This window comes from Parasphingorhabdus sp. (assembly GCF_048269865.1).
Taxonomy (GTDB): Bacteria; Pseudomonadota; Alphaproteobacteria; order Sphingomonadales; family Sphingomonadaceae; genus Parasphingorhabdus.
This window is the reverse complement of record NZ_JBLWUA010000006.1, coordinates 67,100-86,004: the sequence shown is the minus strand read 5'-3', so window position 1 is coordinate 86,004 and position 18,905 is coordinate 67,100. Positions and strand designations below refer to the sequence as shown.

At 57.9% G+C, this 18,905-nt stretch carries 17 protein-coding genes; 13 read left to right on the top strand and 4 right to left on the bottom strand.

Going from position 1 to position 18,905, the window contains the following annotated elements:
• The first annotated feature begins 3 nt into the window (after positions 1-3).
• The 3 genes from ACN0WW_RS09515 to ACN0WW_RS09505 are packed head-to-tail and all read left to right on the top strand — an operon-like array spanning position 4 to position 3,200.
• A complete protein-coding gene (locus tag ACN0WW_RS09515; RefSeq protein ID WP_417611810.1) occupies positions 4-768 on the top strand; it encodes an alpha/beta fold hydrolase in 765 nt (254 codons plus the stop codon).
• An 8-nt stretch (positions 769-776) separates the two neighbouring features.
• The gene (locus ACN0WW_RS09510; protein WP_417611808.1) at positions 777-1,304 is read left to right on the top strand and encodes a hypothetical protein; all 528 of its coding nucleotides are present in this window, start codon (positions 777-779) and stop codon (positions 1,302-1,304) included.
• Positions 1,305-1,361: 57 nt separating this feature from the next.
• A complete protein-coding gene (locus tag ACN0WW_RS09505; RefSeq protein ID WP_417611806.1) occupies positions 1,362-3,200 on the top strand; it encodes a M2 family metallopeptidase in 1,839 nt (612 codons plus the stop codon).
• A 60-nt stretch (positions 3,201-3,260) separates the two neighbouring features.
• Here ACN0WW_RS09505 and ACN0WW_RS09500 read toward each other — a convergent pair whose 3' ends face one another.
• The gene (locus ACN0WW_RS09500; protein WP_417611804.1) at positions 3,261-3,737 is read right to left on the bottom strand and encodes a peroxiredoxin; all 477 of its coding nucleotides are present in this window, start codon (positions 3,735-3,737) and stop codon (positions 3,261-3,263) included.
• A gap of 67 nt (positions 3,738-3,804) precedes the next feature.
• On the opposite strand from ACN0WW_RS09500, the gene ACN0WW_RS09495 reads away from it, so the two are divergent.
• Both ACN0WW_RS09495 and ahcY read left to right on the top strand, forming a co-directional pair.
• Positions 3,805-4,455: a YqgE/AlgH family protein gene (locus ACN0WW_RS09495; protein ID WP_417611802.1), complete on the top strand. Its 651-nt coding sequence runs from the start codon at positions 3,805-3,807 to the stop codon at positions 4,453-4,455.
• 157 nt (positions 4,456-4,612) lie between these two features.
• On the top strand, positions 4,613-6,025 hold the full coding sequence (gene ahcY / locus ACN0WW_RS09490) for an adenosylhomocysteinase (RefSeq protein WP_417611800.1): 1,413 nt from the start codon (positions 4,613-4,615) through the stop codon (positions 6,023-6,025).
• 78 nt (positions 6,026-6,103) lie between these two features.
• Here the strand turns inward: ahcY and ACN0WW_RS09485 are convergent, their stop codons facing one another.
• A complete protein-coding gene (locus ACN0WW_RS09485; RefSeq protein ID WP_417611798.1) occupies positions 6,104-7,846 on the bottom strand; it encodes a lytic transglycosylase domain-containing protein in 1,743 nt (580 codons plus the stop codon).
• Entirely contained in the window at positions 7,843-8,574 is a 732-nt protein-coding gene (locus ACN0WW_RS09480; RefSeq protein ID WP_417611796.1) for a uracil-DNA glycosylase family protein, read from the bottom strand. Before ACN0WW_RS09480 ends, ACN0WW_RS09485 begins: the two co-directional genes overlap by 4 nt.
• A gap of 173 nt (positions 8,575-8,747) precedes the next feature.
• On the opposite strand from ACN0WW_RS09480, the gene ACN0WW_RS09475 reads away from it, so the two are divergent.
• The 8 genes from ACN0WW_RS09475 to ACN0WW_RS09440 are packed head-to-tail and all read left to right on the top strand — an operon-like array spanning position 8,748 to position 18,453.
• Complete coding sequence (locus ACN0WW_RS09475) at positions 8,748-10,403, top strand: electron transfer flavoprotein-ubiquinone oxidoreductase (protein WP_417611794.1); 1,656 nt, start codon at positions 8,748-8,750, stop codon at positions 10,401-10,403.
• A gap of 37 nt (positions 10,404-10,440) precedes the next feature.
• The gene (locus tag ACN0WW_RS09470) at positions 10,441-12,060 is read left to right on the top strand and encodes a tetratricopeptide repeat protein (RefSeq protein WP_417611792.1); all 1,620 of its coding nucleotides are present in this window, start codon (positions 10,441-10,443) and stop codon (positions 12,058-12,060) included.
• Positions 12,060-12,914 (top strand): 4-(cytidine 5'-diphospho)-2-C-methyl-D-erythritol kinase, encoded by an 855-nt coding sequence (locus tag ACN0WW_RS09465; RefSeq protein ID WP_417611790.1) that lies wholly within the window; start codon positions 12,060-12,062, stop codon positions 12,912-12,914. Before ACN0WW_RS09470 ends, ACN0WW_RS09465 begins: the two co-directional genes overlap by 1 nt.
• On the top strand, positions 12,911-13,639 hold the full coding sequence (locus ACN0WW_RS09460; RefSeq protein WP_417611788.1) for an N-formylglutamate amidohydrolase: 729 nt from the start codon (positions 12,911-12,913) through the stop codon (positions 13,637-13,639). The genes ACN0WW_RS09465 and ACN0WW_RS09460 overlap by 4 nt, the downstream gene beginning before the upstream one ends.
• 51 nt (positions 13,640-13,690) lie before the next feature.
• Positions 13,691-15,412 (top strand): dihydroxy-acid dehydratase, encoded by a 1,722-nt coding sequence (gene ilvD / locus ACN0WW_RS09455; RefSeq protein ID WP_417611786.1) that lies wholly within the window; start codon positions 13,691-13,693, stop codon positions 15,410-15,412.
• Positions 15,393-15,836, top strand: a complete 444-nt coding sequence (locus ACN0WW_RS09450; RefSeq protein WP_417611784.1) for a hypothetical protein — start codon at positions 15,393-15,395, stop codon at positions 15,834-15,836. Before ilvD ends, ACN0WW_RS09450 begins: the two co-directional genes overlap by 20 nt.
• 29 nt (positions 15,837-15,865) lie before the next feature.
• Entirely contained in the window at positions 15,866-17,248 is a 1,383-nt protein-coding gene (locus ACN0WW_RS09445; protein WP_417611782.1) for an NAD(P)H-hydrate dehydratase, read from the top strand.
• Positions 17,245-18,453 carry a class I SAM-dependent RNA methyltransferase gene (locus ACN0WW_RS09440; protein WP_417611780.1) on the top strand — a complete coding sequence of 403 codons (1,209 nt, stop codon included), beginning with the start codon at positions 17,245-17,247 and terminating at the stop codon, positions 18,451-18,453. Before ACN0WW_RS09445 ends, ACN0WW_RS09440 begins: the two co-directional genes overlap by 4 nt.
• Here the strand turns inward: ACN0WW_RS09440 and ACN0WW_RS09435 are convergent, their stop codons facing one another.
• Positions 18,454-18,885 (bottom strand): MAPEG family protein, encoded by a 432-nt coding sequence (locus ACN0WW_RS09435; protein ID WP_417612129.1) that lies wholly within the window; start codon positions 18,883-18,885, stop codon positions 18,454-18,456.
• Between the last annotated feature and the right edge of the window lie 20 nt (positions 18,886-18,905).

Below are 18,905 nucleotides of genomic sequence, written 5' to 3'. Positions count from 1 at the left end.
TTGATGACCGCAACAAAATGGGATTTTCCCTCCTTCGACGGAATAAAGCTCAAAATTCACGAAATGCGCCAAACGAAAGAAGGAAATCGCACGGTCATTCTGCTCCACGGCCTGTTCTCCAACGCCGAGACCAACTGGATCAAATTCGGTCACGCACAGGCTCTGGCCGATGCCGGCTTTCACGTGATCATGCCAGACCTGCGGGCTCACGGCGAAAGCGAAGCGCCGCATGATCCCGCGGCCTATCCCGCCGATGTGCTGGTGAAAGATGTCAGGGCTCTGATCAGCCATCTCGGCTTGTCGGACTTCGATCTGGGCGGATTTTCTCTTGGCGCGCGCACGACCGCGAAATTGCTCGCGACCGGCACCCTTCCGCGCAGGGCGATCCTGGCGGGCATGGGCCTGCAAGGCCTGTCCGGATGGGCCCGCAGGCGGGATTTCTTTTATCGGGCGATTGATACCAGAGACAGCGCCAAACGCGGCGACCCGCACTGGATGGCGATCCAGTTTATGAAAAGCCAGAAGATCGATCCGGAAGCGGCAAGATTATTGCTGGGAACCTTCTCCGATATGGACCCGGCCGAGGCCGCCAGCATTGAGACCGAAACCTTGGTCCTGTGCGGCAGCGAAGATGACGACAACGGTGATCCGGAAGAGCTCGCGGCGATCTTGCTCAACGGTCACTATGTCGCCATTCCCGGAACGCACATGAGCAGCGTGACCAAGCCGGAACTGGGTCAGGAGATGGTGCGCTTTCTGGAGGGATAGGAGGGGATATGCCCGGGCTTTATAGTTGGCGGAATTTCTGGATATTCTGGGGCGGCGGGCTGGCCCTGTTTGCCTATCTGATCCTTTCCGGTGGAGCGCTCGAAACTGCCGTTGCCCCCAATGGCATCCTCGATCATCAAAGCGCCGCAACCGCCGCGCGGGTCAACGCGATCCAGCAAAGCTGGGACGAGGCCGGTGTGCTCAATCTCGCGCGCTGGGGCATGATCCTCGACCTTGTTTTTATCACTCTTTACATGTCCGGTGGTATCATCGGCGGACGGCTGATCTGGCAGTGGGCCCGATCTCCCGCCTTGAAGAAGCTCGGTCTGCTGAGCGTGCTCGTCTATTTCCTCTTCGGCCTGTCCGACTATGTCGAAACCATCTGTCAACTGGTTCAGCTCGTTAACGAGCAAGGCAGCGACTGGCTCGCCGGAACCGCGGCAATCGCTCGCCCGGTCAAGATCATCGCCTGGATCATCGGCACCGTCGTAATGATGGTCGCGCTGGTCTGGCGATGGCGTGAAACACGCACTTGACCGGCACGCGATAAAGTTTCAAATTCAACTTAATTACCATCAGCCAAGGATCGCTCCATGAAAACCACCGCTTCCCTGTTGGCGCTTGCCGCCTTTGCCCTATCAACCCCTGCTCTTGCCAAGCATCATGAAGAGGGTGAGATGAAAGCGGACGCCAAGCCGACCGCCGCTGACGCGCGTGAGTTTATTGCCGAGACCGAAAATAAAATGGCTGAATTCAACGTCGACGCCAGCCGCGTCTACTGGGTCAACAGCACCTATATCACCGACGATACTGATGCGATGGCTGCAAAAGTTGGCGCCGAAGGCACGACCATGGCGGTCGAGGCGGCGATCGATGCAGCCAAGTTCAAGGGCGTCGCCGGGCTTGATTCCGCCGATACCCGCAAGCTGAACAAGCTGCGCGGCGGCATCGTGCTGCCGGCGCCGACGACTGACGGTGCTGCCACCGAACTCAACGAGATCGCGACCAAGCTCAACTCGGCCTACGGCAAGGGCAAGGGCACGCTGAATGGCGAGCCGATCAACGGCTCGGACATCGAGGCCGCAATGGGCACCAACCGCAATCCGGATGAGCTCGCCGAAATGTGGGAAAGCTGGCACACCAACGTCGGTGCGCCGATGAAGGATGATTACGCCCGCATGGTCGAGATCGCCAACGAAGGCGCTCGTGAACTGGGCTTTGCCGATGTCGGCGCGATGTGGCGCTCCGGTTATGACATGCCGGCCGACGATTTCGCCAAGCTGACCGACAAGCTATGGGCGCAGGTGAAGCCGCTCTACGACCAGCTGCACTGTTACACCCGCGAAAAGCTGAACGAGAAATATGGTGACGATGTGCAGCCGGCAACCGGCCCGATCCGCGCCGATCTGCTCGGTAATATGTGGGCCCAGGAGTGGGGCAATATCTATGATATCGTCGCACCGGCAGGGGCAGGGGATATCGGTTATGACACCACCGAATTGCTCAAGGCTAAGGGCTATGACCCGCTGAAAATGGTCAATACCGGCGAAGGCTTCTTCTCCTCGCTCGGTTTTGAGGCGCTGCCAAAGACCTTCTACGAGCGGTCGTTGTTCACCAAGCCGGCGGACCGCGAAGTCGTCTGTCACGCGAGTGCCTGGGATATTGATGCCAAGGACGATATTCGCATCAAGATGTGCATCAAGGTGAATGGCGACGACTTCACCACGATCCACCATGAGCTTGGCCACAACTATTACCAGCGCGCCTACAAGGACCAGAGCTTCCTGTTCCAGGACGGTGCCAATGACGGGTTCCACGAGGCGATCGGCGATTCGGTCGCGCTCTCGATAACGCCAGAATATCTCGTGCAGATCGGGCTGCTCAACAAGTCCGAAGTGCCCGGAGCCGACAAGGACCTCGGTCTTCTGCTGCGGCAGGCGATGGACAAGGTTGCCTTCCTGCCGTTCGGCCTGCTGGTCGACAAATGGCGCTGGGGCGTCTTTTCCGGCGATATCAAGCCGGCAGACTATACCCCGGCCTGGAACGAACTGCGTCTGCAATATCAGGGGATCACACCGCCGGTTGACCGGCCCGACGATGCCTTTGATCCCGGTGCGAAATATCATATTCCGGGCAACACGCCTTACTCACGTTATTTTCTCGCCCGCATTTTGCAGTTCCAGTTCTACAAGGCTGCTTGCGATGCCGCTGGCTGGAAAGGACCGCTGCACCGCTGCTCCTTCTACGGTAACAAGGAAGTCGGTGCGAAGCTGAACGCGATGCTGGAAATGGGCGCGTCCAAGCCATGGCCCGATGCACTCGAAGCCTTCACCGGTACCCGTGAAATGGATGGCTCAGCGATGATCAGCTATTTCGCGCCGCTGATGGATTGGCTGAAAGAAGAGAATAAGGGAAAATCCTGCGGATGGTAAGCATGAAAAAGCCGGCGGAAACTCACGCTTCTGCCGGCTTTTTCATTAGTGTTTTTGCTATTAAAGCTGGTCGAGCATATATTCCGCTGCGCTGACCTTGAAGTCGCCCGGCGCTTCGACGTTCAGCTCTTCAACGACACCGTCATTGACGATCATCGAGAAACGCTGGCCGCGCTTGCCGAGGCCAAAGCCGGAGCCATCCATGGTGAGTCCAACGGCTTCGGCGAAATCGCCATTGCCGTCAGCCAGCATGGTCACGTCTTCTGAGCCTGCGGCATCATTCCATGCGCCCATTACGAACGCGTCGTTGACAGCGGTGCAGGCAATCTCGTCGACGCCTTTGGCTTTCAGCTCAGATGCTTTTTCGACATAGCCGGGAAGATGCTTGGCCGAGCAGGTTGGCGTAAACGCACCAGGAACGGAGAAGAGTGCCACTTTCTTGCCAGCGAAATATTCGCTTGAGCTGATCTGCTGCGGGCCGTCTGCGGTCGCCTTGACCAATTTCACGTCGGGGACTTTGTCGCCTTTGTTAATCATATTCTGCTCCTGATTTTTGATTGGGCTGAGAACGCTTGCCTCTGAAGCAGATAGTGGTGATCCGCGGATGAAATTGCAAGCGGACAAGGCGGCCAAGCCATGGAGTTTAGCAATTTTGCCATGGGCAGCCGAACATTGGCTCGCTATGCTGCCTGCAATGGATGACACTATCTTCTTCTCCGGGCAATTCCTGCTCGCGACGCCAGGGATGGCCGACCCGCGCTTCGCCCGATCAGTGGTGGCCATCTGTTCCCATGATGTAAATGGCGCGCTGGGGATCAATATTGGCGAAACTGTGGAGGGGATCAGCTTTCACGATATTCTCAAGCAGTTCGATATCGATACGGCAGACGCACCGGACCGGGAGGTATTTCTCGGCGGCCCGATGGAAACGCAGCGTGGCTTCATCCTCCACAGCCTTGATATCAACATGCTCGACACGCTTCAGGTCGGCAATTCCTGGGGACTGAGCAGTTCGGTCGACATGCTCAATGCCATTGCCAAGGGCCGCGGCCCGGAAAAATGGACGATCGCTCTTGGTTATGCCGGATGGGGCGAGGGTCAGCTGGAGGACGAACTGACCCAGAATGGCTGGTCGATTGCCAAGGGCACGCCGGACTGGCTGTACGACACCGGTTCCGCCGACAAATGGGTGATGGCCTGGGAAGCGTTGGGCATCGATCCAAACAAGCTGTCCAGTGGATTTGGCAGCGCGTGACCCTTTGAATCTTACGGGCCGGATCACCGCAGGCTCACAAAATTTCAAATATAAAGACATCTTTATATTTGCTTCTGAAGCGTCGAACGTCTATTAATAAAGAATGTTGCCGCACCGTATCATCTGTGCGGCATTTCGTTTTCCAAGGAGATAAGACGTGGCAACCGCAGCGGACACCGCAACCCAAGACTATGTTATCAAGGATATTTCCCTCGCCGATTTCGGCCGGAGAGAGATTGAAATAGCCGAAACCGAAATGCCTGGCCTGATGGCTCTGCGCGAGGAATTTGGCACCGAAAAGCCTCTGAAAGGCGCGCGGATCACTGGCTCGCTGCATATGACCATTCAAACGGCCGTTTTGATTGAAACGCTGCTCGAGCTTGGTGCCGAAGTCCGCTGGGCTTCCTGCAATATTTTCTCCACCCAGGATCATGCCGCAGCCGCTATCGCAGCCGGCGGCACTCCGGTCTTCGCCATCAAGGGCGAAACTCTCGAAGAATATTGGGCATATGTTGAGCGCATTTTCGACTGGGGCACGGACGAAACCTGCAACCTGATCCTCGACGATGGTGGCGACGCCACCATGTTCGCTCTTTGGGGTGCACGTGTCGAAGCCGGTGAAGAATTGTTCAAGCCGGAAAACGAAGAAGAAGAAGTCTTCGTCGCGACGCTGACCCGCTTTCTGGCGGAACGTCCCGGTTATCTGACCCGGACCGTGGAAGCCATCAAGGGTGTTTCGGAAGAAACCACCACCGGCGTTCACCGTCTCTATGAACTGGCGAAAATCGGCAAGCTGCCGTTCCCGGCGATCAACGTCAACGATAGTGTGACCAAGTCGAAATTCGACAATCTCTATGGTTGTAAAGAGTCGCTGGTCGACGCGATCCGTCGCGCCACCGACGTCATGCTGGCCGGTAAGGTCGCGGTTGTCGCCGGTTTCGGCGATGTCGGCAAGGGCTCGGCCCAGTCGCTCCGCAACGGCGGCGCGCGCGTGCTGGTCACCGAAATCGATCCGATTTGCGCATTGCAGGCGGCGATGGAAGGCTTTGAAGTCGTAACTATGGACGAAGGCACCAAGCGCGGCGACATTTTCGTCACCACCACCGGCAACAAGGACGTCATCACCGTCGATCACATGCGCGCCATGAAGGATCGGGCGATCGTCTGTAACATCGGCCACTTTGACAGCGAGATTCAGATCGGCGCTCTCAAGAATATGAAATGGACCGAAATCAAGCCGCAAGTCGACGAAGTCGAATTTGCGGATGGCAAGAAACTGATCGTCCTGGCGCAGGGCCGTCTGGTCAATCTGGGCTGTGCAACGGGTCACCCAAGCTTCGTGATGTCTGCAAGCTTCACCAACCAGGTGCTGGCGCAGATCGAACTGTGGCTCCGTCCCGAGCAATATGAAAATGATGTCTATGTTCTGCCCAAGCATCTCGACGAGAAAGTCGCCGAACTGCATCTGTCGAAACTCGGCGTGAAGCTGGACAAGCTGACCAAGGAACAGGCTGACTATATTGGCGTGCCGACGGAAGGCCCGTTCAAACCGGATCATTATCGCTACTAGGCGATAAAGCCTCCCAACATAAAAAGCCGGGCCCTGCATATCGCAAGGCCCGGCTTTTTCATGTCTGCAGCATCGCGATCAACGCGACGTGAACTGAATCTTTCTCTTGTCGGGGTGACCGGGAAACCGGGGCCAGTGATTTTGTGAAAGGGCCCGCGCGCTGACCGACGGAATGCCGGCCTGTTTCTCGTACATCCAGTAGTTGCGCATTATGATCGAGACATAACCGCGGGTTTCGACGTAGGGGATGCTCTCCATGAACAGCAGCGGATCGTCATTGTCCTTGATTTCGCTGTTCCAGCGCTGCACCGAGCCGGGGCCGGCATTATAGGCAGCGGCAATTTTCGGCAGCTTGCCTTCGGTTATGGAAGAATTGCCAAGATATTCGAGATAGGACTGGCCATATTCGAGATTGGTTGAGGGACGGTAGAGGTCTGCTTCGTTGAAACTCCTGCCATTGGCGCGGGCGATGTCACCGGCCGTGCCCGGACGGACCTGCATCAGTCCGATCGCGTTGGCTGGACTCACGACCTGGCTGCGAAACGCCGATTCCTGCAGCGTATGAGCGTAGATCAGCGCAGGGTCGACACGCCAGCCGCCATCAGGCTTCCATTTCGGCGCGGGAAAGCCGGCCAGTGCATCGGGCCTCATGCCGCGCGGCGCATTATGAGCGAGCCATAGCTGGGTGCGCGGCAGGTTCAGCTCTCTGGCCAATTTGATCAGGGCAGGGTGATCGCTGTCCGGGCCGATGGTTGCTTGATGCCGAAGCGCTTCATCCGCCAGGCGTTCTTCGCCAATTTCCACCAGCGCAATGGCGGCGCGGACATTTTCGTGCCGCTCCAGCGCGCGCCAGTCCGATTTTTCGAATGTGTCGTCTGCTTTCGTTGTAGTCGTGGTCATACCCAATGTCTGCGCCGCCAGCATGCCGTAAAAGCTATCGTCATGGCGGGCTGCGGCCTGCAATTTGCCTTGAACCTTGGTTGGCTGGCCGCATCGCAAATCTGCGCGCGCGCTCCAGTAAAGGCCGGCCGCTTTCAGGTCGACATTTGCAGCTGACCGTCCCACTCTCTCGAACGCGCTGCTGGCGGATTGGCAATCATTCAAACGCCATGCGGCAAGGCCAGCGACCCAGTCTGCATGTCCAACCCATTCGCCGGCGCCATTTTGTGCCCGTCGGGCGAGACGTAGAGCCGACGTATCGTCATTTTCAATATAATAGGACCAGGCAATCCGCTGTTCCAGTTCGGTGCGACCTTCGGCGGACATCTCCATTGCATTTATATTCAGGAGTTCTTCTGCGCCCTGTGGATTGTCGGTCTTGATAAACTGGATGATCTGGCCACGAATGCCGTTCGCCGCGCGATCCGAGTCCACATCCTTTGGTTTCGAACGGATCGGCGAACCGGGCACCCAGGACAAGTTTCTGCGCTGAGGCAGGTCCGGCAGCAATTGCGCACCGCGTTTCTGCGCCAGACGGCCAAGTTGTGCGGCCTGCGGGATCTGCGGTGCCTCATTCACCAGGACCAACAACGGTCCAAGTTCCGCCCGGGGGCTATTGGCCGCCAGAAAATATTCTGCCTTTGCGATAGATTTCAGTGGACCGTCCGGAGCCGTGTCGATGAGGTTTTTCGCTGTGTCCCACTGGTTGGAACTCATTGCTGAAAACAGCGCCCGATAATGGTCCGACTGGCTCTGCTTCAACTGCGATGGGACATATTTGGCGATCGAGGCGCTGTTATAGAGCACCGCACCATCATCGGCCAGAGCAGGGGTTGCGATCCATGTGATAAGGGAGGCGGTGAGGGCAATTTTCAGTTTCACGGGGCAGAAATCCTTGTCAGCATTTGCAGATCCTTCCACGCTTCGGCTTTGAACAATGGCCGCTCGATCAGGATCCGCGGATGAAATGTTACGATTGCCTCTGTTTTTGAAGATTCATGGTTAATAAATTGCTTATTTTTCCGCGCCGTTAGCATATCTTGACCGAATATGATTTTAGCGGCGAGGTCGCCGAAGCAGATGACACGCTTCGGACGGACAAGACCGATATGATGGAGCGTACGCTCTTTGAAGGCGGCCCAGTGCTGTTCGTCGATCCTGCCGTCGAACGACGCGGCGGCGGCGATGGTCGAAATATAGGAATGGTCCGAATCGCAGCCAATCGCCGCCAACATCTTCTCGAGCAATTTCCGATTGTCCGGATTGAACAGCTGGACATTGCCATTCCGGTCTTTTTCAGGAAGACCGGAGATAATCATGATTTCCGGCTCGAGCACACCTTCAGGCGCCACCCGGCTCTTTGACCATCCCGCTTCTATGAGGCCCTTGTCGTTCGCCAGCCAAGCAATAAAGTCCTCATAAACGGCAGGAGGAGGGCTGTGCACAGGCACCGTTTTGGTCGGTTCAGGCCGGTGTTCCGTAACGGCGGCGGGAGGAGCGGCAATCGGCGCTGGCGCCTGTGGCTCGGCCTCCAACAAAGCCGTGGGCTGGTCGCCGTAATCCAGATCTACCCCGGCCAACGACCACCAATGCTGGAGGCTGCTGATCATCGCTTCTGAGGGTTGAATAGCCGTTGGTGGCGAAATTAAATTCATTTATACATAGAGTCATGAGTTGACGAATAGGTCAATTGGCGGGAAAGCAGGTTTGTGCCCAGCGGGTTGCGGTTTGCGACAGACCGAATTTACAACGGAATAAAAGCAAGAATTGTAGGAAAATCGAGATGAGTGAACGAGAGTCAATGCCTTATGATCTGGTGATAGTCGGGGGTGGCCCCGCCGGTCTCAGTGCAGCCATAAAGTTCAAGCAATTGGCCGATGCAGCAGGCAAGGATCTCTCCGTCTGTATCCTGGAAAAAGGGTCTGAAATCGGTGCCCATATTCTGTCCGGTGCGGTCATCGATCCCAAGGGTCTCGACGAGCTTTTTCCGGACTGGCGTGACGAGGACTGCCCTCTGGCGAAAACGCCGGTCACGGAAAACCATCACTGGATTTTGACCAAGAAAAAGAAAATCGCTCTCCCGCATCTGATGACGCCTTCCTTCATGCACAACAAGGGCACCTACACCGGTTCGCTGGGCAATCTGTGCCGCTGGCTCGCCGAGCGTGCGGAGAATATGGGAATAGAAATATTCCCCGGCTTTGCCGCAGCCGAGATATTGTACAATGAGGACGGTTCGGTGAAGGGCGTGGCCACCGGCGACATGGGCGTAGCCCGCGACGGCAGCCACAAGCCGGACTACGAACCCGGCCTGGAATTGCATGCCAAATATACATTCTTTGCCGAAGGCGCGCGCGGCCACCTGACCAAGATCCTGAAGAACCAGTTCGCGCTCGATGCCGAGAGCCAGCCGCAGATCTACGGCCTCGGCGTCAAGGAGCTGTGGGACATCGACCCGGCCAAGCACAAACCGGGCCGGGTCATCCATACCCAGGGCTGGCCGCTCGGCGAAGGCGCCAATGGCGGTGGTTTCCTGTACCACCAGGCCGACAACCAGGTCGCGCTCGGCTTCGTCACCTGGCTGAACTACGAAAACCCCTATCTTTCCCCGTTCGAGGAAATGCAGCGGTGGAAGCAGCATCCTGAAATTCGCAAGATACTGGAAGGCGGCAAGCGCGTTTCCTATGGCGCACGCGCGATCAACGATGGTGGGTTCCAGGCCGTTCCGAAGCTCTATTTCCCGGGCGGCGCGTTGATCGGCTGTTCCGCCGGGTTCGTCAACGTTCCACGGATCAAGGGTACGCATACCGCGATGAAGACCGGCATGATGGCGGCCGAGGCCGCGTTCGAAGCGATTGTTGCAGATCGCAGCAGCGATGAACTGACCGCCTATGGCACCGCTTACGAAAACAGCTGGGTTCGCGAAGAATTGCGAGTGGTCCGCAATGTCCTACCATCGGTGGAAAAATATGGCGATTTTCTTGGCACGATCCTGTCCGGCATCAATATGTGGGCAGAGCATCTGAAGATCAAAATGCCGTTCACCATGAAGCTGCATCCGGACTGGTCGCGACTGAAACGGGCAGAACATTGCGTGAAGATCGAATATCCGAAGCCTGATGGAAAAATCAGCTTTGACCGCCTGTCCTCGGTGTTCCTGTCGAACACCAATCACGAAGAAGATCAGCCCGTGCATCTGCAACTGAAGGACCCTTCGATTCCGGTAGACGTCAATCTTCCTGTTTTTGCAGGCCCATCGGCCCGCTACTGTCCGGCGGGTGTCTATGAATTTGTGGAGGACGAGGCGGGCGAGCCCAAATTCCAGATCAACGCACAGAATTGCGTTCACTGCAAAACCTGTGATATCAAAGACCCTGAACAGAATATCAATTGGGTGGTACCCGAAGGTGGCGGAGGTCCAAATTACCCGAATATGTAGTCTTGGCTTAGGTGCGCTGGTGCTGGCTGGTCACGCCATGTCACCAGCACTGGCAAGCCGCGGCGATCCGGCAGTCGCTCTGAACCGATATGTTGAGGCCCGATTGGCGGAGTCCTCGAACGAGTTAAAGACTGCCGCGACGCTCTACGCTGAGGGTTTGAAAGAGCAGCCGGACAATAATCTTTTGGCCGGACGGGCTTATGCCAACGCGGTCGAAGTGGGCGATTTTGACCTGGCGCTGAAAGCCGTTCGCACGATGCAATCGCACGGCATTGCCAATCCGGAAATGCCGCTTTTGCGCTATGCGGACGCCTTCGCGCAGCGGGACTGGACCGGGACGAAGCTTGCGATTGCCGATCTCAACGCGTCGAAGAACTTTGCGTTTATGTCTCCCTTTCTCAAAGCCTGGGAAGACACCGCCCGAGGCCGCGATGCGACCACCGCTATCGCACAGGCTCAGGCCAGCAACACGGCAAAATATTATCTCGAAGAGCAACTCATATTGAACACGCTCGCCAGCGGCCGCGATCAACAGGCGCTGGCTCTGTTGGCCAGGGTGGTCGAACGCGATGAACCGCGCATGGCGCCGGTTCGGCTTTTGGCCGCGCAGCATTTCTTGGCGAAGAATGATGAGACAACGGCCCGGGAAATCCTGAAAAAGGGTTCCTCCGGACCGGAGCAGCGGTTGTTGGCCAGCATTACCGCCGGCCAGACAAAGGACGTTGCGCAAAAGGTCACGCCAGCGATCGGCCTCGCCTTCCTTTTTCAGCGGCTGTCCAGTGATCTCGCGGTGCAGCAGGCAGAGTTTTTGGCTCTGGTTATGGCGCAGTCCGGCAAACGGATCGCGGGCCAGTCAGATTATGGCCATTTGATATTGGGTCGAGCCTATGCCGAGTCCGAAAGCCATCAACTGGCCGTCGCGGAATTTGCCGCGATCCCGCCAGCCAGTCCCTATTATCTGGTCGGTATCAGTTCGCGGATAGCCAGTCTTGTCGCCGCTGGTGATTTTGACCAAGCGATCGTGGGTCTGGATTCCGCCATTGAAAATGACGCGGACGCTCCAGAATTACATATTCTGAAAGGCCAGTCGCTGCAGGCGAAAGGCGATAATGCAGCGGCGGCGGGTTCTTTTCAAACCGCTATTGCTCTGGCTGAGAAGCTCGGCCGCTCGGATGCGTTGATGGCCAATTACTGGCTCGCCCTCGGCGGCGTTCAGGAGCAGGCGGGGATGTGGCCGGAAGCTTTGCAGTCCTTGCAAAAGGCTAATGAACTGCTGCCCAACTCGCCTTCAATTCTGAATTATCTCGGCTACTCGCAGCTTGAACGGCGCGAGAATCAGGCGGCCGCCGTTGCCGCGATCAAGCAGGCGCATGATTTGCGCTCGTCATCGCCCGCAATTACCGATTCTCTTGGCTGGGCCTATTTCATCATCGGCGACCATGACAAGGCTGTCACCTATCTGGAAAGCGCGCGCGAAGGCCAGCCGGAGGACCCGACGATCAACGAGCATCTCGGCGATGCCTATTGGGCCGTCGGTCGTCGTTATGAAGCGCGATACGCCTGGAAATCGGCAAAATTATTTGCCGAGGGCGAGGACATGCAGCGTCTCGCCAGCAAGATTGACCTGGGCCTGCAGCCAGAACTCGTCTCGCCCTGATGTCCGAATCCGTTTCGGGCGCGACGCACAGCGAAATCGCCTATGCAAAAATCAATCTGGCTCTGCATGTCCGCAAACGACTGCCCAATGGCTATCACGAGCTGGAAACAATATTTGCCTTTCTTGATCAGGGTGATGTGCTGTCGGTGCAACCGGGCGACAGTTTGGCGCTGACCATCAGCGGGCCGTTCGCGGAAGGTTTAAGTGAAACGGACAATCTGGTCTTGCAGGCGGCCAAGGCCCTCGCGAACAACGCGCATATATCGCACGGCGCGCACCTGCATCTGGACAAGCGGCTTCCGGTCGCCTCCGGTATCGGCGGCGGGTCGGCGGATGCTGCTGCGACCCTGCGCTTGCTGAACCGCTTTTGGGGCTTGGATCTTTCGCTTGATGATCTGGCGGAGTTGGCAAAGCCACTCGGCGCCGATGTTCCCGCCTGTGTGCTCAGCGAAACCAGCAGAGGCAGCGGCATCGGGCAGGACCTTTTACCGGTGGTCGATAATGACATACGCGGTTGCGCGGCGCTGCTGGTCAATCCGCTGGTTCCGGTTTCGACAGCCGATATATTTGCCGCCTGGGACGGCTTGGACCGCGGCGCTCTCGAGGGCGATGGCCTGTTGTCGATGGCGAGGCAGGGAAGAAATGATCTTCAGAAACCGGCGGTCGCCCTGGTGCCGATGCTGACGGATATATTGCAAATATTGGAGGACCAGCATCCCCTTCTGGCCCGAATGTCGGGATCGGGTGCGACCTGCTTCGCCCTGTTTGCTACACCCGAAGAGGCGAGAAAGGCCGGACAGAACTGTCAGCAGGCAAGGAATGGTCTATGGACCCTGATTGGACAAATGCGATGACACAAGCTTTCGAAATATCCGGTGTTCCTTCGGAAGGCGGCGTATTGATTGTCGTGGATCATGCCTCTTGCCATGTTCCCGATGATATAGATCTGGCTATTTCGCCGGAATATCGGGACGATCATATCGCCTATGATCCTGGCATCGCGCCGATTGCCAGGCGGATGTCGGAAAAGAGCGGATATCTTGCTATTCTCAGTACGGCGTCGCGGCTGATCGTTGATCTCAATCGCTATCCCGACGAAGATGCAGTGATTGTCGCCAGCAGTGACGGCGTGGAAATACCGGGCAATCATCTCTCCGCCGAACAAAAACAAGCCAGACTAGGCCGCTTCTATCATCCCTATCATGACCGGGTGGGAGAGCTGATTGCCGATCTGAAACCCGCTTTGGTTGCGTCGCTGCACAGCTTTTCTCCGACGCTGCGTTCCAATCCCGGTCTGGAAAGGCCCTGGGATATGGGCATAATGTATAATGACCATGATATCGCTCCGCGTCTGGCGCTGCAGTTTCTGGAGGAAGAGGGTGGTTTGACCGTTGGCGATCAACAGCCCTATTCGGGCAAGGATCTGAACGCGACGATGAACCGTCAGTGCGAAGCGATTGGTCAGCCCTATATTGGCGTGGAAGTGCGCCAGGATCTGATCCGGGATGAAACAGGACAGGCCCGTTTTGCTGATATTTTATTGCGTACTTGCGATAAAATAAGAACGGCCCTTGCGTAACCGCCCGACTTTTGGAAGGACGCTCCCGAAAACACCATATTGGAAGCCAGAATGACCAACAGATTCGACAAATCCCGCTTGCCCAGCCGCCATGTCAGCGTCGGCCCGGAACGCGCCCCGCAGCGCAGCTATTATTATGCGATGGGAATGTCCGAAGAAGATATCAACAAGCCTTTCGTCGGCATCGCCTCCGCCGGCAATGATAGCGCGCCGTGCAACACCTTGCTCGATGTACAGGCGGATACGGCCCGCGAAGGCGTGATCGAGGCCGGCGGCACGCCGCGCCGCTTCAACACGATCACCGTTACCGACGGTATCGCCATGGGGCATCAGGGCATGAAGGCTTCACTGGTCTCGCGCGAAGTCATCGCCGACAGCGTCGAGCTCAGCGTCCGCGGTCACTGCTATGATGCGGTGATCGGCTATGCCGGCTGCGACAAAAGCCTGCCCGGCATGATGATGGCAATGCTGCGGCTCAACGTGCCGTCGATCTTCGTTTACGGCGGCTCGATCCTGCCCGGTCGCTTCCACGATCAGGACGTCACCGTCGTCGATGTATTCGAAGCGGTTGGCCAGCACAGCGCCGGCAATTGCCCGCTGCAGGAACTGATCGAGCTGGAAAAAGTCGCCTGTCCTGGCCACGGGGCCTGCGGTGGTCAATTTACCGCCAACACCATGGCCTGCGTCGCCGAGGCGATCGGCCTGTCGCTGCCCAACAGCAATATGGCGCCGGCGCCCTATGAAACCCGAGACGATATGGCGCGGGCTGCGGGCCGCCAGATCATGAACCTGATCGAGCTTAATCTGCGGCCGCGCGATATTTGCACCAAGGATGCCTTCATCAACGCCGCGCGCGTTGTCGCCGCCACCGGCGGCTCGACCAACGCGGCCCTGCATCTGCCAGCGATGGCAAATGAAGCCGGAATCGACTTCGACCTGTTCGACGTTGCCGAAATCTTCAAGACCACGCCCTATCTGGCCGACCTGAAACCGGGCGGCAAATATGTCGCCAAGGACATGCACGCAGCGGGCGGTGTCTACATGCTGATGAAAACGATGATGGAGAACGACCTGATCAAGGGCGACTGCATCACCGTCACCGGCAAGACGCTGGGCGAGAATATCGAGGAAATCACCTGGAACCCGGACCAGAAGGTTATCTATGATGTCCAGCACGCGATTACCAAGACGGGCGGCGTCGTCGGCTTGCGCGGGTCGCTGGCGCCGGAGGGTGCGATCGTCAAGGTCGCCGGCATGGCGCGCCTGCAGTTCCGCGGTCCGGCTCAGGTCTTCGAATGCGAGGAAGATGCCTATGCTGCGGTCGAGCAGCGCCAGATCAAGGAAGGCGCGGTGATTGTTATCCGCAACGAAGGGCCCAAAGGCGGTCCCGGTATGCGCGAAATGCTCGCTACCACTGCGGCCCTCTATGGCCAGGGTATGGGCGAGAAGGTCGCCTTGATCACCGACGGCCGTTTCTCCGGCGGCACCCGTGGATTCTGCATCGGCCATGTCGGCCCCGAAGCCGCCGATGGCGGCCCGATCGGCCTGATCGAGGACGGCGATATCATCAATATCGACGCCGTGGCCGGAGTCATTGATCTGGAAGTCGATGACAACATAATGGAAGAGCGCCGGAAAAAATTTACAAGACGCGAAACCGATTATGGTTCAGGGGCTTTATGGCGTTATGCGCAAAATGTCGGACCGGCCTATCAGGGGGCGGTCACCCACCCCGGAGCCAAGGCCGAAAAAAATGCCTATGCGGATATCTAGAGTCGTTGCTTTGACGCTGTTGCTGACGGCCTGTGAAAACCGGCCTGACAATGCTGTGCTTGCCGAAGCGGAACAGCGCGCTGCGGCTGAAGCAGTCGATGACGGCAGGATCGAATGCGCTATCGACGGCGAAAGCAATTTTACGCGCGACTGTTACACCGAAAGGTTGAGCGGTGAGGGTGGGGTGACAATGATCATTCGCCATCCCGATGGCGGATTTCGCCGCTTCAATATTTTGACCGATGGCCATGGTCTCGAAGCCGCCGATGGTTTTGACAAGGCATCTGTGTCGATCGTCGAAGATGGCAAGATATTGGTCAGCGTCGGTCCCGATCGCTATTTGCTACCGGCCCAGATAAAGTCGAACGCAAAGACAGCGACAGAAAGCGGCCAGCCGGAGGAACCGGCACAAGCCGGAAACTAGAGGCAGACGTGCTCAATCACGGGAAAATATTGACCGCCGCTGAAATGCAGTCGGCGGAACAGGCGGTAATGGAAGCCGGGGTTCCGGTCGATGAACTGATGCGCCGGGCGGGGCAGGGCGCAGCCCAGATGATCTGGCGCATCTCCGCTGATATGCCGACCGTGGTTCTCTGCGGTCCCGGCAATAATGGGGGCGACGGCTATGTCATCGCCCAATGGCTGCTGGAAAAAGGCGTGGATGTCTGCGTTGTTGCGACCGGTGAGCCCAAGACTGACGCGGCGCAAAAGGCGAAGTCCATGTGGCGCGGTGATACGCTGGCCATGGCCGATGCCCAGCCGAAACGGCAATTTGTTGACTGCCTGTTCGGAACCGGACTGACTCGCGCCGTGAGCGACGACTGGTTTGCCCATTTCGAGCGACTCTACTCCGGTGCCAGGCGCCGGGTCGCGATCGACCTGCCGAGCGGCGTCGAAGCCGATCATGGGGAATTGCTCAATGACATCGGGCCTTTCGATGCCACAATTGCGCTCGGCGCTTTCAAGCCTGCGCACTTTCTCGAATCGGCGCGCTCCAAAGTGGGAGATCTCGTCGGTATAGATATCGGCATCAGCGCAGACAGCGATCTCAATATTCTCGCAAAACCACAGGTCTCCGAACCGGGCGCACAGGATCATAAATATAGCCGCGGTCTCGTCGCCGTGGTTGCCGGCGCGATGACCGGTGCCGCGAAGCTCACCGCGATGGCTGCGCAGAAATCGGGCGCAGGCTATGTCAAAATTTTCGCGGCCTCCGGTTTCGTGACGCCGCATCCCAGTATTGTCGTCGATACGGTCGTCGATAAGGACGAGCTCCGCGAGGCGCTGGAAGACAGTCGCATTTCATCGCTGGTCATCGGCCCTGGCCTCGGCCGCGATGACGAGGCGCTCGCTTTGCTGAAAGTGGTACTCGCTTCAGACCTGCCGCTGGTGATCGATGCCGACGCGCTGACCGTTGCCGGTTCGCAATTCGGAGATCTTGTCAAAGCACGTTCGGCAGAGACCGTCGCAACGCCGCATGCGGGAGAATTTGCCGGCCTGATAGCCGGCGACCTGCAGAACAAGATTGAGGATTCTCGCGCGTTGGCCAGTCAGGCCGGCTGCACAATTCTGCTGAAAGGCGCTGACACCGTCATAGCAGGCCCTGACCGCAAAGCATCGATCGCTGGTGTATCCTGTCCCTGGCTTTCGACCGCTGGAACGGGCGATGTTCTCGCCGGTATTATCGCAAGTCGCTTGGCAACCGGGATGAGTGGTTATAAGGCAGCGTGCGAGGGCCAATGGCTGCACAGCCGCGCCGGCACAATGGCTGGGCCTGCATTCACGCCAGAAATGCTGATCGACCAACTGCCCGCCACTTTGCAGGAATGTTTATGACCGCCACTCCCGATCCAGACCTGATCCTGCGCGTCGCAGCAAAGGGCGATGGCGTCACAGCAGATGGTCGCCATGTCGCCTTTTCCGCGCCTTTGGACCGGCTCAACGATGACGGCGGGCTGATCAAGGGGCCACATCACGTCGAACCGCCCTGCCAGCATTTCCGGTCCTGCGGGGGTTGCAGCCTGCAGCATCTGGATATGGAGAGCTACACCCAGTTTCTCACAGACCGGGTCGCCTATGCACTGGAAGGGCAGGGGCTGACCGCCGAGCGGCTTCACCCACCCCGGATATCAAGCCCGAAAACCCGGATCCGCGCCAGCTTGCGGGCTGCCAGACTGGGAGACCAGTTCAAGCTCGGCTTCAGCGGCGCGGGCAGTCACCGGATCGTCGATCTGAAACAGTGCGAGATCATGGCGCCGGAACTGTTCAGCCTGCTGGCCCCGTTGCGCGCCTTTCTCAAGAATGTCGCGCGCCGCAAGCATGATATGAATATCGAAATGACGCTGGTCGATCAGGGCGTCGACTTGCTGATCAGCAACTATGAACCAGAGGGCCTGGAACAGCGCGAAGCCCTGTCCGAATTCGCAAAATCCAACGGGCTGGCACGGCTGTCGGTCGATGGTGGCTATGGTCCGGAAACCCAGTGGGAGCCGGAACCGGTAACCGTCACGCTTGGCGGGACCACGGTCAACTTCCCCCACAGCAGCTTCCTGCAACCTACCCGGGAGGGCCAGCAGGTTCTGATTGCAGCGATGCGGGAAGTGGTCGGCGACGCGCGTCTTGTCGCGGATCTGTTCGCTGGCCTCGGAACTTTCACATTGGCGCTAGGCGAGGACCAGAAAGTCTATGCCGCAGAAGGCGCGCGCGACGCCATCGGCGCTTTAAAGCTGGCAGCTAACCATAGCACCCGCCAGATTTTCTGCGAACATCGGGATCTTTTCCGCCGCCCGCTCAGCGCTGAAGAGCTCAATCGCTTCGGTGCGGTCGTCCTCGATCCGCCCCGAGCCGGTGCCCGCGAGCAGATTTTGCAGCTGGCCCAATCGGACGTGCCCAAAATCTGCTATATCAGCTGCAACCCGGCCAGCTTTGCCCGCGATGCGAAGCAGCTTTGCGATGCCGGCTACAAGCTCCGCGAGGTCTGGCCCGTTGGCCAGTTTCTGTGGTCAACCCATGTCGAGCTAGTGTCCAGCTTCAGCCGGTGACTAGTGAAACACCGCCAGCGCGGCGTGAATGGCCAGCGCGATAATGCACAGGCTCGACAGCGCGAAGAGCGCAAAGCGGATGATCACCCGGTTGACCGTGACCTGCACCAGGCTGTGCAGCACCCGCAGGCCGACATAGGCCCAGGCGATTGTCAGATTCAGTCCATAATCCTGCCCGGAAAGGATCAAAATCACACAAATGGCGTAAAAAAGCGTCGGTTCTGTCAGCAAATGGTTATAATTGTGCGCCTTCCACTGGACTTCGGGTGGCAGCAGCTCATCGAGATCGCCGCCCTTGCCGCCAACCAGATTGGCGGTATCGATCTTCGCCTTGTTCATCGCCGGAATCCGCGTGACATACATCCACAGCCAGATCAGCATCGTCCATAAAATAAGCGCAACCATTGGTTGCAGCATGGCGCTGGGTTCCATCAAATTATCTCCCGTTCATT